General features: G+C 66.0%; 1 protein-coding gene (running past both ends of the window). It reads right to left on the bottom strand.

The whole window is internal to a LacI family DNA-binding transcriptional regulator gene (locus tag ACLMAJ_RS06260; protein ID WP_412012550.1) on the bottom strand: the coding sequence, 140,205 nt in all, runs 57,606 nt past the left edge and 64,344 nt past the right edge, and what appears here is coding positions 64,345-82,599, spanning codon 21,449 (complete) through codon 27,533 (complete); the first complete codon in reading order (the gene reads right to left) occupies positions 18,253 to 18,255. The start codon and the stop codon both lie outside this window.

Genomic DNA, 18,255 nt, shown 5'->3' with positions numbered 1-18,255 from the left:
TTCGGCGGGAGAAATCCGGCCGCCGAGGGCACCGAGGAAATTCTTGACCTGGCGTTGCACCAGGACACCGCAGATCTTCTCGCCACGGCGTGTATGTCCGGCGAGCTGGTCCCATTCCCAGGAAACCGCGCTGCCGTCGGCGGTGCTCGCCCGACCGCGCCCATACCCACCGGAGACCTGGTAGCCGAGGTCACGGATGGCTTGCAGGACTTTTTCCTGGGTCCATGCGGCCACTGACTGGTTGGCGAGCACCCGTTCCACCGTGGACGAACTCACCCCGGCACGCCGTGCCACCTTGGCGATGCTGACCCGGCTGTGGCCGCGGTTGTCGCCGAGGTCGAAGCCGAGACGCTGGGCCGCTTCTTCCAGCTGCCGTGCGGTGGACGAGCCGACCGACCGGCCGTGGTGCGCCCGATGCGCTTGGCTCAGGCCGACGCCTGCCGTCTCCGCCACCTCGGCCAATCCGGCTCGCATCCGCACGCCGGGACGCACCGGGCCGTGTTCCCGCTTCCGATAACCGGTTTCGGCGATAGCGGCCTCCACCCGCTGTTCGACCTCGTCGGACACTCGCAGGCCGTTGATCACCCGGCTGACCGTGCTGGGAACCACCCCGGCCACCCGGGCCACCTCGGAGATGGTGACCCGGCGCTCACGCGGAACATCGGGCTCCGAGACGATATCGGCCGCCCGCCCCCCGAGATCCACATACGCCTGCAACACAATTCGCCTGGTCTCGGCGGAGCCCTGTCTGTGGTTGAGCGCCTTGGACACGGTGCTTTCGGCCAGCCCGGTCCGGCGAGCTATCGCACCGACCGACGGCCCGCCGACGGGACGCGAAGGCAGTTGGTCGCCCAGTCCCAGAATGCGCACCAGCGCTTCGACTCCGAGGGCCAACTTGTCGGCGACCATGCTGCCGTCGAGACCGGCGCTCGTGGCGATATCGGTGATCGAAATTCGCTGAGCGAACCGCTGCAAGACCACCGTGCGCTGATCGGCTCGGAGGGCGTCCACCGCGGCCCACATGCGCGCCGCGTCCACCTGCGCCAATAGCTGGGACTGAGGAGAATACCGCAGGAAATCGGCCATCCGGCGTTGGAAATCCGGGTACTCGAGCAGGAACTGCTCGAGCTCGAACACCTTCGTGGCAATGTCGACAACCCGTTGCTGGGTGATCTCATGGTTCGCCCGCAGTTCCCGAGCGGCCTGGTTAAAGGTTTCGCGGACGAGGGTTTTGACTCGTCCATGATCACCACCGGTCTGGATCAACAGCAGGTCGACGACTCGTTTGCCGAACCGCCGGTACAGCTGATTGCTCACCCTGGCCACGGCCGCGGCGGCCGTCTCCTTGGCAAGGGCGGTGTCGACGAGGTCACCGAACCCGTTGTCGCGCAGTAGGTGCCGGGCGAAGTGGCTGAACACGGTGACCTTGGCGAAGGAAGAGGCCTCGGCCCACCAGAGGCTGTCCCCGCGCAGCTCGTCGATACCGAGCATCACGTCGCCGGGCATGTGCTCGGCAGGCACGACACGGTGGCGGAGTTCGCCTTGCGGCCGGTTCTTCGCCAAGACGGACTCGAGGTCCGTGGTGCCGAAGATATCGAGAACGTCACCGTCGGGGGTGCGCACCAGGCTGTGGATCGGTTTCCACTGTTCGCCTTCGAGCACATCGATTGTGACGATGTCCCAACCGGTCATGCTGTGCAGTGCACCGGCCAGCTTGTGGCAGTCCCGGTTCCCCAGCAGTTCACGGATCTGCCAGTCCACGGTGTTCGTGGTGATCAGCAGCTCGGAATGCCCACGAGCAGTAGGGCTGTCGAGTGTCAGGCCGATCTGCCCGGTGAAGTCGAGTGCCAGCGGACGCCGAGTCCACCCGCGCTGCTTGTCACGATCGACCACCGGCGCCGAGGATGCGCCGCCGTCGGAGGTGCGGTCACCCTCCGGACGAGTCGGCACCGCGGTTTCGGACGCCAGCACTTCATCGGCCGCGGCCACCAGCTCGAGCACTCGGCTACGCGCCGAGGGCTGGGAGCTGTTCTCGGAGCGGCCGAGTAGATCAGCGATCAATCGCCCCATGCGTTCCTGGACGGTTGCGCGGACCGCCTCGGCATGCTGTGCTGCCAGTTCTTCCAGTTCGGCCCGCGCCCGGTCGGTGAGCGGATGTTGCGGCGCTCTGTCGGCACCGAACACAACCCCACGGAACACCGTTCGGACGGACGGAGTGAAGTCACGAATGGATTCGCCGTTGATGCCGACCAGCCGGATCCGCCCGTGGCTGTTGGCAAGTACGAAACCACCGTTGTCAGCGGCGAAATTCCCGCCCGCGACGCTGTAATCGTAGTTGTCGCCGACCGCGATCACCGCGCCGTGCCCCAACGCCTGCAAGGTGCTCACCAAGTCGGCGTGACCGCTGAACTCCTGGGGACGGCCACCGAGCGCGGCGGCCAGCTCGAACAGTGGTGTCCCTTGGTCGGTGGTGTTGGTGGCCAGCTGCCGGATTCCCGGGTTGCCGGTGAGCGCGGCAACGGTCTGCACCACCGCGGGACCGTCGAAATCTTTCAAAATCAGAGCGGGCCAGGTACCGAATTCGTCCATCGCCGCGACGGCCCGATCCAAGCGGCTGGCCTTCTCGCTCTCCGCCCGCACCTTGGCCGTAAGCTCCGACAGCTCGTCCGGAAGTCGGGCGGGCAGTGCGTCCGGATCCAATCCGTGTTCGGCTGCCACCCTGGTCAGTTCGGCTCGGTAGTGATCGAGTTCCAGTTCGGCACGCAGGCGTTCGCCGCTCAACGCGTGTGTACGCCCCAGCCAGTCGGTCGACTGCTGGTATCGGCGCGCCTTCTCGGTGAACAAACTCAGCAGCCGAACACGATCGGGGTCCGATGAACTCGATACCTCGACGTCCACCTCACGCAGCAGCCCGTCAATCGCAGCGGGGGCGAGTCGAGCCGGATCGATGTCCAGACGGGTAGCCAATTCCACTGCTTCGGAATAGCTCCAGCCGCGCCCGATCGCAGCAGCGTAGAGCTCGACGAACTGCGTCAATCGTGGTCGTGTGGAAGACTTCTCGGGTGCGGCCCCCAGGTTCCCTGCCGGGCCGCGGCTCGCCTGCACCTGCGCGCTCTCGAATTCGTCCATCGCCTTGCCGTCGGCATCGATGCCCGCTACGTGGACTTCCGCGAAACCGACCCATCCAGAGACCATCCACTCGTCGACCGCGTCGCCGCGCAGCAAACCGCCTGCGGCGTTGTCGAAGACAACCACCTCGCCGACCGCGAACTCGGGCTCGCCGCGCACCGCTGCGGGCAGGGCATTCATTTTCCTGGCGAAATCTTCATCGACCCTCGCCACGGCGAAGGCGTGGCCGAGGCCCTTACCCGCTGGGTCGACGCCGCCGACCAGAACGCCGCCGAGTTGACGGACGTGCTCGACCATGGCGGTAAGACCGGCGATGCCGATACCGAAATGCTGTTCGGCCCAGCCGATGTTCATGCCCTCGACGAACTCGACCTTGCCGATACCCGACAGGGCGATGGCCTGGTCGTTCACATCCTTCGGGTGCATCGCCACGCCCGCATTACCCGGTGCGGCGTCACGGACGAACCATTGCACCAACGGACCGCAATTGAACGGGCCACCTTCCACCATGCCCGGCTCATGCCGAGTGACGGTCACCCACTTACCGACACCGTCACCTTCCGATGGCAACAGCGCGCGGCGGGCTGCCGGATCCGGCAGCTGTCGCGGGTCGGCCGCAGGCGCGGCGGTCGACTGGGCGGGAACGTCCACACCGAGTGCGGATGCGGCCGCGGCCGCCTCGCTTGTGGCAGGCAGTGATTCGCGACGTTCGTCAGTCTCACGCGACGTTTCGGACTCGGCCGTGTTCGACAGGTCGGATGACCTCGGACGCTGATACCCGGCGGTCGGGTCCGCGCCCTGCACATCCCCCGCCGTACTCGAGTCGCGGCGCGTGCCGAAACCTTCATCGGGCACACCGCTGACCGGCGCATCGGAATCGGTAGACTCGGTGCCACCAGTCGACAACGGGTCCTCGTCGGCACGGTTTTCTTCCCGGTAGGCGACCAGTTGTGCGTCGGCATCCTGCGCCCACATGTGGCGGTGGCCTCCCCGATACAGTTCCGCGCTCAGTGACTCCACCCGCGGACGCGCCGTGTACTTCCACACGACGGCCGCTTCGATGGGATCCGACTGGGCAAGGACCTCGGTCGCCGGCTCGGCGACCCGCTGGAGGGCCGTTATGAAACTCTGTCGCTCGCGTTCCGGCCAATCCGGCAAGTCCACTCCGGGTACCTGCGCCGACAGCGCCGCGAGGAGGTCCAGGACGACGTTCGCCGCTGCGGGCAGCTCCGGCGCGAGTTCCAGCAGCTGCCGGTTCTCTATCTCCCAAAGATTCAGGCCTGCGGTGCTCTGCCGCAGTTCATGGGTCAGCCGCCACACGATGGCGTTCAACTGACGCCCGGTGCGGACCATGTCCCTGTCCGGGAACGGCACACCGACACGGTGCGCGTCCAGTTCGATCGCGGCCCGCTCGAGCAGTGTCCTGAGCTTTGCGATGCCACGCTCGACGACGCGGCATTCGCTGGTCGCCCACGAGGCCAGCTCCTCGTACTCTTGGTCGACGACGTCCCGTCGGTACAGAGCGGCATGGTCGAGGGCGACGGGAACGCCGACCAGCCGCGCGACCGCCTCCGCGGCACTGATGTCACCGACTCCGCCGTGGGACAGGTCCCCCTTTCTCGGCTTGGCCAGTACCTTGCCGATCTTCCGTGCCAGGCGCTCCGGGTTCGAGTCGTTCATGCCCGAGAACCACTGTGCCAGAACGTTGGACATCGCGGCACCGCGTGACCCCGAGGCGTGGGCACGGGAAAGCCAGCTTCGTCCGCTGTCGGTGTCGGAGTCCAACGCCAGCGTGACCGCCTCGCCCAGGCCGGGTATCGCGACCGGGTACCGCTTGTCCCCGGCGGACTTCCATCCGTCCGGCACGGTCGAGTAGTCCGCCCAGGACGGCAACGGCCGTTCCCGAATCGCCATGCTGTAGAGCACGCCCGCGGGATGATCCGACAGCTGCAACTTGGGGTTGTCGCGGGCCATCTTGTACCCGAATTCGAGTATGTCGCCGCGCAATCGGCCCGCGACGACCTCGTCCCAATACGGGAGATCGGATTCCCACGACCAGTTGCGGTGGTTCAGCGCCCACGGGTTGTGGCGTTTCGCCTCGTGTTGCTCCTTCTTCTGGTTGAACTCCTCCTCGCTGCTTTGCCTGCGCGCCGTCTCGTCCGCTTTGGTGTAGAACGCGTCCGTGCCGAGCAGACCCAGCCACTTACGCCACGGGGGCGCGGTCTTACCGTCCTGTTGTAGCGACCAGCACAGCGTCAGGTACTGCGACACCAGCGCGGCGACGGCCTCGTCCCAGGTCGGACGTCGGTACGGTCCCTCTGCCTCGTCACGGGTAATCGACCGGGAAGCCACCGTGCCGTCCGGATGCGCGGTCACTTCCAGGTACTGGATGTCGGTTCCGGGGCGCCACAGCAGGTCGCGGTAGTAGTCGCTGTCCATGGCCAACTCGGTGAGCGCCTCGAGATGCTTGCCCTTCGCGGCGGCGACGACCATCAGAAACCCGATGCCGTCATACGACACGACATGGTGGCTGAGCTTGCGGTGCAGACGCCACCCGTCGCCCGCGCCGCGACTCATCTGCTGATCGATAACCTGACTGCAGGCGTTCTTTTCGAACGACTCGGTCCGGGCGAGCGGCGACGGTTTGGCTGCGGCGGGCAGGGCGGCGGGCACCTCGCTCGGTGCCGGTGCGACCGCCCGACGGTGCGCGGGCAGGTCTTCGGTACCGCCCTGCAGCGCTGCGCGGATCCTGTCCATCGTGTACATGAAGTGGCTGTCCGCGAAATCCATTTCACGAGCGAGGAACGCGGACAACGCATTCTGATTCCTGGAAACACGCACCCCGTAGCCGCTGAAGCCGCCGCTGACCGCAACCGAGGCGTGCCCGAGGGCGCGCACGCCGAGCAACCATTCCTTGTCCTGCCGGAATTCCGGCCGCGTCACCTCGGGCAGCGGTATCTGACGCAGGTAGAGACGCTGCAGCACCTCCGCGGGATGGCCCGGCACCACCATCGGGTCCGCCTCCGCCATCCGGAAGCCGATTCCCATGATGTTGCTGCGGAGCTGACCGACGCGGATCTCGTCTCGGTCCGGAAGGTCGGTCGTCGACTCGTCGTTGACGTGGTTGATCGCGGTCGGATCCTGGCGGAGCGCATCGTATTCCGGCTTCCGCGCGTCATACGCGCCCTTCCGGAACCGGGCCGGCACGTCCTTCTGCTGGTAGAAGCCATCGTCGCCGAGCAGCAGCAGCCAGTCCTCGAAGGGGTCGGCGGTGGTGCCCGCCTTACGGGCCTGCACGTACCCGGCGACCAACGCGCCGCAGGCTTCCTCCCATGTCGCGCGGCGGTACGGCCCCTCCGCCTCGTCACGGGTGATGGGCTCCAGCTCCACCCCACTGTCGTTGCCCCACGTTATCGCCCGCAAATACCGGATCCTCAATCCCGGCCGCCACAGCGCATCGGCGAATTCCTCATGGTCGGTGAGCAATTCGTTCAGCGCCGCCACATGCTGGTCACGCCGCGCCACCACGAACAGTTGGTTCAGCTCCGGGAACCAAGCGACCCGGCCGGTGAGCTGCTCGCCGCCCGGGTTGCGCGCAAGCTCCTCCTCCAGCGCACCCTGCATGGCAGCGGCGACCGGATTCCGGCTGGGCTCGAGCTCGAACGCCCCAGCTTCCGACTCACCGTCCTCGTCGATCAGGTGGACCGGGTTGTCTTCGGCGTCGAGTTCGCCGACGTGGACATCGCTTTCGGCAGGCTCCGGCGAGTTCTCGTTTGTGGCGTGCGGTTTCGACTGCCCGGGCGTCTCGGGCCGTGCCTGCGACCGGAATGCGTGCGCACCCGCGTCATCGGGACCGTCCTCCCCTGGCGGCTCCAGTACATTGCCGTGCCGGCCGAGGGGCTCGGAATCGAGCTGCACCGCGGGTATGCCGACCAGCAATTGATTTACCCGTTCCAGCACCTTCGCAAGCACCGAACCCGAGGCGGTCGGCTGTTGCGGTACCGCGGGGAATCCGGCCTCCAGTACTGCGTCCGTCACGAGGCGGGACTCGGCTATGACGTCGTCGAACTGCTGCCCCGTGACGACCGTGTTCCACAAGTCCTGTCGGTCCATCCCAGTCTGGCGGGCCGCACTTACCAGCTCGCCCAGCTGTCGGCCCAGCTCCAGCAAGCTGCTGCGGCTGTCGTCGGGCAGCTGCTGCTGGGATATGCCCTCCGGGCTGAGCACGAAGGCAATTAGTCCGTTCAACGGGCGATGCGGGATCGGCGGGAAGTCGCGCACGAGGATACCGGCATTGTCGAGCACAATGTGATATCCGCCCAGTGAAACGATCACATAACCGTAACCCGATCCATTGGCGTAGGATTCGATTACACAGGTAATTCCCATGTCGGGCAGGGATTTCCGGAGTTCTTCGTAATCTTCGAAGACTTGCGGGCAGGCACCCAACGCTGCCATCGACTCGAAAGTGTAAGTACCCGATTGTGAGGTACGGCGTTCTATCGGTTCGATCTTCGAATTGCCGGTCAGCGCCAACGCTGCCCTGATCGTCATGGGACCACAGAAATCTTCGAACGGTTCTGTCGAATCGACTGCTCCGGCCCCTGCTTCGAGTTGATCCAGCCGGTCGTCCAACGCCTGGTCGGCGCTTTCCACATCGCGGCTCGCTCGGATAAGCGCATCCTGCAGCTTTTCCGGCTCGGCAAGTGACGGTGGCGTCGACATCACGGTTGCCGCCTCCACTCGGGCAAACACGATGTGGTGCACCAAAACCGCCTGCAATCTGGCGCGGTCGAGCTCGGTCAGCTCGGCGAGGTCCGCCGTGATCTGCTGATGCCGAACCAGCGCATCACGCAGTTCCCGCATCCACCCGGCCCGCGGCTCATCCCCATCGGCGAGCATCGCAAGTGCGGCCAATACCTCTGCACAGTCCTCCGGGCGCAGCAGCTGCTCTCGCCACTCGAGTTTGTCGAAAAGGTGTCGAGCCCGCCGCCATTCGTTGCCGCGTTCGACATCGAGGGCATGTATCCGTACCGCCTGGGATGCGCGCTCCGGCGAAACGACCGGATCCAACGAGAACGGGAGGTTTCCGACCAGTTCGGCCGGGTGTAGCAGGGTGCCGTCGGCGCGCGCAACGATCCCGTACAACTGCGTGGTCTCCGGGATATCCGGGAAATCCGGTTCGAATTCCTCGTAGACCCCGTCGGCGGGATCACTCTTGATAATGATGCCCTTGTAATTGACGAGCGTGAAACGCCGCGGAATCGCGTAGCTCTTGTCCACAACGGCGATCGAAGAACCCGCGGGCAGCGCCTTCAGCAACGCGTCCATCGCGACGTACCCCGGCAGGTGCACCATGCGACCACGCAGCCGGACCTGCAAGCGCTCATCCTGGTCGCTGACCGGGAGACTGTTCTCGGCTGATTCCACTGCGGCGGGGCCGTACATATTCTTGAATGTGCGCACCACCGTGTAGGTGTTCAGCTTGTCGGCTATTTCGTCATCGAGCAGTTCCGGTTCGGCCAGGTCGACCAGACCCTCATCCAACACCAGCGCGACCCGATTCAGCTCGGCGTCGGCGTCGCGCAAGTTTTCGACGAACCGATCCAGTTCGGCCAGCTCGGCGGATTTCTCCTGCCGCAGCACGGCATCCCAATCCCGGATTCCGTCCGCAAGCTGCTGTGCCAGCGTGACCTTCCGGCTCCCAGTTTTGGTGTCGACAGGGATGTCCAGATCTCGGATTCCGTTTGCCAGCATGCTCGCCCAGTAGGTACGCGCCAGCACCGCCTTGTGTAGCTCGGCACTCACCGCGTCCAACCAAGCGTGTGCCTGTTGCAGGTAGTGGTAGCGATACACCGCCTCGATGTGAGCGCGGCGCTGCTTGCTTCGGACCTCTGCCGGAGCGGCCAGCGCGGCAACATGTTCGGCAACAGGACGGGTCGCATCCAAGCGCAGCTTCGCCACCGCGTCCCGGAATTTCTCGGCCGAATCGAGCCGCCACTTGTCCGCACCTCGCTGCAGGTCCGCCAACCTGCTGAGGTTCCCTTTTCGGTAGTACCCGATCCCGTACTGACCGTCTTCATTCGACGGCCAACCACGAGCAAAAGGTGACGCAGGCTTCCGTTCATAGTGATCACTGCGGCCCGGCAACTGTGACAATTGAATGTCCAGCCACCAGCGTAGCCGCGGCAGCAAGGCCCCGAGACCGGTGCCGGCCGCAGCCTTCGGATCCTCGCCGTCGACCCACCGTGTGCCGAGATTCTTACGCGGACCACGATCCACCTGCTCCGCGGGCACGAACTCCACATCCGCCGAACCATCGTTATGGATGACGAGCTCGTGCACATCCGCAACGTCCCCAGCGTCGACAATCCACGCCAGCACACCCGCACCACGCACCGGACGATCCGGATACACGGCCCGGTCGAACACCACGATCTCGTTCTCCACCAACCCCCACTCCGGATGCAACGCCGCGAACTCCGCGCTCACCCGAACAATCGCTGCCGCATGCGAACCCACCACCGCATCCGGCCGCCGCATCAGCGACTCGATCTCCATCCCCACGACGACAGCCCGAACCGTCTCCGAGTCGAGCATGTTTTCGTAAGCCTTCGCCAACCCACCCGAACCGACACCGATCGGCCCATCCGCCCAACCAGCCACCACATCCTGGGCCAGCACAAACCCGCCCAGACCCGACTCGACGACCTCGGGATCGTCGTTGACCGTGACCTGAGCTCCCTCCTCGGAACCCAACGCCTCCTTCACGATTCGCTCCACCCAAGGAGCGCAATCGTTCACACCCTGCTCCAGGTGCCCCGTTACAGCAGGACGTGCCGCGGTGGGATCGCCCGCCACCGTAAGTGGTGAACGCTCGGACCGAACACCGGTCGGCGCCGCCGATGCGGCAGACGGTTCCTCAGAGAGGCCCGCGTGAGCTTCGGCGCCGTAGCCGGGGCGGCCCGGATTCGGGACGTCGCCGTACCGGGCGAGGGCTCGGTCGATCACACCCCGGTACAGCGCGACACGGAAGTCGGGTGCATTCGGGTCGGCGTCGGCGACGAGATCGATGCCGATGATCCGCAGTGCTATCGCCACTTCGTACAGCGAATGATGCTGCGCCACAATGAAGGCGACCACCGCCAAGAGGAAGTCGTTCCATTCGTCACTGGACATCATCGACTTGGCCGGGGCCATGAATCGGAGGGCGCTGCCCGCTACTCCCGCGGTCACCGGGATTCCCCGGGCGATCGCAGTCGCTCGGAACCAGGCGCTCTCGGTGTCGAATTCGACCAGCGCTGTGCCGGGGCGCCACGGCAGCGCGACATCGAAGAGCCGGAAATTCGTAGTCGACACGGCATCCGGACTGATCGGTCCCCGGTCGCGGAAGACGAGCACCCTGTCCACGACGGCATTGCCGGACTTGTCATGCACTCGGCGACCACGGGAGTCATAGGTATAGAGCACTTCGACGTGACCGTGTGTGTCACCCGAGTCGCGCAGCAACTGCTGCTCCAAGACTGTGGCGTCTACCCGGCCGCCCTTGCGCGGCAGCGGATATGCCGCGTCCAGCAACGTCTTGCGCAGCAGTCGCAGTTTCTCCGGAGGAATCGCCGCCAACTCCCGTTGCGACACCGGCATTCCGAGGTCGGCCAGGTTTCGCACCGTGAACGCTCGCCGGCGTTGCGCCTCCGGAGCCCTGTCGGGGCTGGTTTCGCCTCTGCTGCGGTGATATTCGTCCAGATCAGCCTGGGCCTCGGGAGTGTCCAGCGCGAAGTGGCGAATGTCGCGCAGGTCCGCGCCGGTGACCGGGATGCCGGAGTTCGCGGCCGACGCCTGAACCGGGCGCAGTGCCTCGACATCCAATCCCGCTCGACCGGCGAGTTCCTCCCAATCGGGGTTGTTGAAGAGCGTGGCGAGCCCTTCGTTCAGCGTGGTGCCCGCAGCGCTCTGCACCTCGGCGTTGCGAACCAGCGCGTTGAGGATCGCGGACATCAGCTCGCGCAGGTTCCCGTCGCGCCGCAGTTCCTCGAGTGACACCGACCGCGACACCGCACCGCCCCACAGGTCGGGGTCCCGCACGGTCTCCGGCGCACCGGGGACGTTGTAGACGTAGAAGGCGGAATCGATCTGTTCCGGTGTCGCCCATGGGTGCAGCAGTGTGAGCACCTCACGCAACCGATCCAGCATCGCGACCGCCGCGCGCCGCACCTCCGGTTGGTGATACAGCATGCGTACCAGGTAGACCTCGACCTCGACCCGCAGCTGCCGCCAGTTGGTCTCGTCTTCGTCCCACCTCTTCGGGGACAGCCGATACCGGGTCGCGTCATCCGCGGGCTCGGCCCCGCCGACATATCGGTTGTCGAAGTTGCCCGATCGATATCCACCCGGGGGGTATCGATAGGCGACCAGCGGACTCAACAACCACATCCGGAATTCGCGCTGCGGAAGGTCCATCGTGTCCTGGATGAAGGTGTCGTGCGGCGCGAAACCTGTTGATTCCGAAGAAATTCCGACGATCACACCCTGCACCGACGACGATCGACGAGCAGTGCTGAAGAGTACCCGCGGCCACAGCTGTTGCGTCAGCCGCTTCCGCGGCTCCGGAACTCCCCCGACGGCGACGTCGTCGTGGGGGACGTTGCGCGGTTCGCCGGTGCGCGTGCCGACGTCGGAGTGCTGGCCGGTGACATTGCCGATGCGTGGACGGCGCGTCCGGTCGGATGGCGCGGCCGGATCCGATTCGAGCGACTGGTCGGCCGACGTGTCCAGGGTCGTCTCGAGTGGGCGGACCGTATTGCCCTCGGCGTCGAGTTCGATGCCGTGGCTGTAGGCCACCAGACCTGCCGCGTGACTCGGGATGAACTCGCCGATCAGATTGCCGCTGCGGTCGAATTTCAGCAGTTCCCCGTTGTGGTTGACCACGAGGTAGGCGTGCGCGCGGGGTTCGGATTCACCGTCGGATATGTAGGTGTCGATCACCAAAATGCCACGGCGGTGGTTACTTTCGCGCTGCTCTTCGGTGGGGGTGCGGCCGGGTTCGACACCGAGGAGCCTGGCTGCGATTGCCTCGTGTCCGGCCACACCGTGGTCGACCTGCTCACCATCGTCGCTCCGGCGCACCTCGACACCGTCGAGGATGGGGTCGGCGTGCCCGCCGACCAGCCAGGACAGCGCGGCGCCAGGAGTGCCCTCGTAATCTACGTCGACTTCCGGCATGGTGACGGCACGTCGGCCACCGCGCACCTCGTGGTAGTAGTCGTTGGTCGCTTGCCCGGTCAGCGGCGCGCAGCGGCCGTCCTCGGGCGGCGGTCGCAGCGGGGCGGTCGCGGTGTCCTCGACCGGCTGTCCCGCATCCCGCGCGCGGCGGGCGCGCTTGATCCGGGCCGCCTCCTGGTCCGCCTTGGTGTTCGTGCGCTGCGCGCCGAGCGCATCGGCCTCGCGGACCTTGTCGTCTACCGCTTTGTAATCGCGTGCAGCGGTGCTGAGCGCCTCGGCCTCGACCTCCGGCATGGCCCCGTACCAGTCATCCAATGCCTCCTGTGGTCGCGCCACATAGGATTCGATGATTCTCGATACGTCCTCGGGTAGGTCCTCGGGGGCCGCGAACCTGCGCACTACGGCGGTGAACGCCTCCAGTTTCCGCGCCCGTTCCACATCGAGAGCCAGCCGGTCTCGCCCGTCGGCACCCGGAGCCAGGAATGTGGAGGTGCCGTCGGACGGAGGCAGCGACGTCCATGTGAAGCCTTCGGTGAATGCGCCCGTCGCGCCACCGAAGAGATTCCCGGTCTTGCCGAGGCTGCCACCAACAGCGCCCCCGGTAACACCACCACCTATGCCGGTGAATGGTGTATTCCATACACCACCCGATGCGGCGCCGGACAATCCGCCACCGGTGATCGGGTTCCACATCAGCGACTCTGTCATCAACAACGCGATTGTTTTCATCAACGCGTCGTGGAGCTGCTGTTCCAGCTTGCTGAGACTACGGCGGAGATCTGTCAACCCATCGGTCAGATACAGCATCGCGGTCACATCGATATCGCTCTGCGACGCCGCCGACCGAAGTTCCGTCTGGGCCTGCGACAGCTTCGCGCGGGTCTCGCGCAGTTGCCGTGCGAGAACGTCGAGCTCGGCGCGCTGAGTTCGCAGCCGGTGCAACCGCTCCTGCAACGCGCTCAATCGCCTGGCCGCCGCCAACCGTACAGCCGGGGCGTCGTCGCGGTGCGAACGTTGTAGAGCGGCAAGCTGATCCGCCGCAGCGCGCTCTCCTGATTGCGCATCTCTCAGCACCTTTTCCAACATGCCGAGCACGAGGTCGTGGGATTCGGATTCCGCTTTCAGCCTGACGAACTCGCGCGCGATGCGCAGCACCACATCGAATTCGGCCAATTCCAGGACGGCCTCGACCGCCGGAGAACCACCGGCCTCGGGCACCAGCTTGCCCGCCATCTCCTCGATCCCAGCTGGAGTCAGATCGTCCTCGGTGACATCGCTGAGCATGCCCGCCAGCCGCTGTGCCATCGCGGCTCGCCGGTCTTTCAGCTCCTCCAACTGATCGGAGTCCACGGTGTCCGGGAACACCCCGAACCGGCCCCCACGGTCCAGGAGCACCCATTGGAAGCTGGCCCGCAGGTCGCTCGACCGCAGCCGCATCGCGGCCAGCTCCGCGCCGAGCCCGACCTTGGTGTCCGGCAGTGTTTTCGGTGTCGCCCTGCCGAAGACCACCCTCCGCATGTCGGCATCCAGCCGCTCTTCGAGTACGCGCAGTTCAGCTGCCTTGTCCTCGATCGCGCTGATCACGTCGATCACGGGCCGCAGCTGCTCGAATTCCACTGCCAGCGGCTCGATTTCCAGCACTCGGCCGAGATCATTGTCGAGCAGCCGCGCGACCTGTTCGACGGTCGCCGTCGTCAGATCAATCTCAGGCAGCGCGTCGGCCAACTGCATACCCACGGTCGCGAACCGGTCACCCAGGGCCTGCGCCACATCGGCCTTCGGTCGCAATTCCCCAGGCTGCCAACCATGCTCGGGCGCACCGAAAACCTGCTGCGGCCACAGCGGTTGGTCCTGCGCCTGCGCCAGCTGTTCCGCGAGGCGGCCGAGCGCGGCGGCGTCCGCGCTCAGCGCCCGGAACTTCGCTGCGCGCTCACCATCCTGATACGCCTCGAGCAATTGGGCGTCCAGTATGTCGATCCGCTTGATTCGCCCGGCAAGGTAGTCGGACTCCTCGACCAACCTGATCTGTTCGTACAGATCGTTGACCGCCGATTCGATACGTCGCACCATCTCCGGCGGCGCACCCATCGCCGGCAGCTTGGCAAGCTCCGCTCGCACTGCGGCTTCATCGACCAATGTTCCGCGCGGCAGTTTGCCAAGGCCTTCCAACAGCTCGATCAGTTCGGCCCGCCTCAGCGACAACCTGACCGAAACCAAAGCCCCTGGTTCCAAGTCCTCGGCGCGGAAATCGTGCTGGGTCAACAGTTGCGCATGCACCTGTTCCAGCCGTGTTTCGTCGGTGCGGCGCAAGGTGACCAGTGCGGCAGGCAGTTTCCCGTCGGCGGGCTCGCCACCATCCTCCGGCGTCGGCGCTGGGCCGTCTCCCCCTCGGTCACCGCTGCCGCGCCCACCCGACTCGGCACCGTTGTCCCCGTCGTCGTGCCCGTCCGTATTTCGGCGCGAGTCATACGGATTCCTCGGCGCACTGCCATCGGTCGCGTTCGAGGGCTCCAGCTGCACAACCGTGCCGTACCGGTCGATCACGATCAGCTCGCGCAGCCCGGCGATCGGCCTGCGGCTCAACTCCCGCGCCAGTTCATCGGTACCGACCCCGGCCTCGACCAGGTCGACCACGATCCGTTCGACGGACCTGCCCGTGACCGTGTGCTCGAGCCACGAGCGCAGCGCCCGCAGGCCGGACACCGGCGGCGCGACGTGCGCGAACTCCTGTCCGTCCACGCGCATGCTCGAGCCGAGTTCGACCCGGAAACCGCTCTGGGACAACAGGATCGCCGAACTCTGCTGGGCACGGGCAAGCTGCTCGGTCAAGCCGACCGGCAACCCGACCGGCAACACGGTGCGCGCCCCGACGGCCACGCCGCGGACCCGGCCCTCCGGTGCCGAACGAGCGATGACCGCGGCGCGATCACGGCCTTCGACGAACCGCTTCGCCGCGCCAGGGTTCCGTTCGACGACGATCCCGAGGACTCGTCCCACTCCCTTGCCCGACCACTTGGCCAGCCACTGCCGCACCTCTGCGTCACCGACCCACCGCTGAACCTTCCCAGCGACCTTCTCGAAAACCTCGACTCGGCCGTCGGCCCGCATCCGCACACCGAACGCATGCGCACCCGCGGCACCGAACTCCATGACACCGGCCACCGCCCGACGCCTGCTCAGGTCCGTGCGGGCCGCCGGCTCATCCACCAGCCGCACCACCGCGGCCAACCCGTCGACGCCGAACCCGAAACCACCCTCCTCCCACTCCAGTCCGACGCCGCGCGCGATCGCATCCTCATACACCCCGTACTGGTCGATCTCCGCCGAATCAGCCAAGCCCGGTCCGCGCGCCGCACCGATCTCGTCCTGGAAGTCATTGATGAAACCGACCATCGCGGGCGCGCAGTTGAACGGGCCGTCTCGCAACACATCCGGAAGTTCGAAACCGGCTATCTCGCCGAAGACTTCGCTGCCGCTCTCGGCAGTCGCGGCCGACACGGGCGCGGCAGCAGCACGGTGCACACCATCACTGCCACCGATCTCCGGCGATGCTGGTATCTGCGCCCCCTGAATCCCGGTGACATTCGGCAACACATGCCCCAAATGCCTCATCGCCTCGCGGATCCGCGTCAGATTGGCCGGTATCGTCGGCGGCAAGCCACGCAGATAACGGCGGACCGTGGCGGTGCTTACCCCGGCTCGATCCGCGACATCCTGTACCGCGGCCATCGACATGTTCCGCGATGCCCGTTCGATGGGATCGGCCGCGACCACGGAATCGACTGAGGGCGTGGCGAATTCCTGCCAGCTAACTGCCAGATATCGGTCGATGAGGTCGACGAGCTCGCCCAACTCGGGAGAACCCAAATCCTCGGCCATTCGCCGCAGGTCGCCCAACGGCTGCTCCGGGTCTGCCGCTACCGTCAGATCGCTCAACTTCGATACAGTCAAAATCTGTCGCAGCTGGTTGTCCAGATGGTCGGCGTCGGCCGACAACTCCGCCTGCAGTGACAATCGCAATATGTCGCGCGCCTCGGGTGCCTCCTGTTCGACTTCATACATCGCCAGAGTGTGCAGCTGGATGTTCGCCTGCACCCGCAGCTGCCCGCCCAGCCATTGCGCAACCCGCGCCGCGACGTACTCAGCCGACCGGGTGTGCACCATTTTCCGCCAGCGCGCAGGTGTCAGCGCCCGCAGCTGCCGTTGGAGGGTCTCCACCGTCTGACGCAGCACTACCTGCGTCAGCTGCCTCGGTTCCAGTCCCAGCCGCTGCGTCAGCTGGTTGATCAACTCAGCATGCCGCACCTCTCCGGACCGGTGCTCCGAACCGCGGTCCGACGGCGCGGACTGTCCGACCCGCCGCTTCCCCACGTCCGGCCCTGCGGTTTCCCCGGGCAGTTCAAGGACGTTGCCGACGCGATCGAATGCCACTACCCACACTCGATCGAGCTTCTTCACATCGGTGTCCGGGTACTGCCCGGTGGTGTCGTTACCGACATCCTCGGGCTGGATATGACCGTTTTCGCCATCCGCGTCGCATTCCCAGACCAACTGGAACACATGCGCGCTCACCCCGAACCGGTCGGTCAGCTTCGATGCGTGGAACACGTGCGCCGTTGCGCCGTTGCGGTCTGCCGGGGGCATCCGCGAAATCATCAGCCGGAAGGCCTGCTCGACGATCCGGGTCGGACGGTCGGCGAAGAACGGGAAGTGTTGTGGGCGAGCGTTGTTCGCCGATTCGGCGTACTTGCCGATTGTCATGCCGGATAGCCCGGCCTGCACAACCTTGACGTTCGGGTTGCCGGTGACGTCGCTCAGCCGCTGGAGGTTCTGCGTTCCGCACCGGTTGATCTCGTGGGCAGTAGGGCCCGGGAAATCGGGTGCCGGGACCCCGGTGCTCCTATCGCTATCGCCGAATTTCCAGTTCCGAACACGGTTTCCGTCGTCGGTTGCGACGTCGAGTTCCCGAGCGCCGCGCGGACCGGAAACTTTCACGCTGTAGTTACCGTCGAGGCCTGCCAGTGGCTTCCACAACACGCCGGCGACTCGCTCGGACTGCGGCCCGCCTGCCACCAGCTCGGTCGCCAGACGCAGCGCCATGTCAGCCCGTGCCGGGTCATCCTGTCGCAGCGGCATTTCCACCGTTACTGTCTCGTCCCGGCCGGTTCCGACCTGGACAGTCAACAGTGGTTCGCCCTGGACGGTGACCTGAATACGGTGCGCACCGGCGACCACCGCCACGTCATCCAGCCGGGCGCCGTCAATGTTGAGCGCGGCGTCCAACACCCGGACAACCGCATCCCGGGTGGTCTCGTCCACACCTGCAACCGCATCCGAAACCGCCTGCAACCGTTGCGCATCGGACGGGCGATGGTCGGCGTCCAGCGCGGCGTTCAGTTCGGCGCGCAGACCATGCAGCCGCTCCTGCCGACCGTGGACCTCGTCGAAGAACGCAACCAGCCTGCGCAACTCCTGGAACCTGGTGGTCAGGTCGGCTCGGGCGCTCTCAGCCCAGGCCTTGTACCGTGCCGCTTCCCGCTCCTGTTCCCAGATCGCGCGCTTCCGTTCGTCTTTCGGCGCGACCACGGAATCCAGCACGAAGTCGGTGAGCGCCCGATGATCCTGCGGAGTCGGCGCCCACTGCTGCTCCAACCACGCATCGCTCAGGGGCATCGGATCCTGGCGCAGCAGTGCTGCCAAGGACCGGCTCGTCTTCTTCAGCTCTCTGCGCAACCGGGCTTCGACATTCCCGCCGACCGGAATGTGCTCAGGAACAAGACCGTGAGCCGCCAGCGTCGACTCGACCGGGCGGGCGCGGACCGGTTCCGGCAGTTGATCCCGGCCCTCGATGACCGCGACGGCCGCGGCGATCTCATCGACCCGGGCAGCCTTGGCGGCCACCTG

The sequence above is a fragment of the Nocardia arseniciresistens genome (assembly GCF_046764875.1).
In the GTDB taxonomy this organism is placed as follows: domain Bacteria; phylum Actinomycetota; class Actinomycetes; order Mycobacteriales; family Mycobacteriaceae; genus Nocardia; species Nocardia arseniciresistens.
The sequence above is the reverse complement of the archived record's forward strand: the minus strand, read 5'-3'. Positions and strand labels throughout refer to the sequence as shown.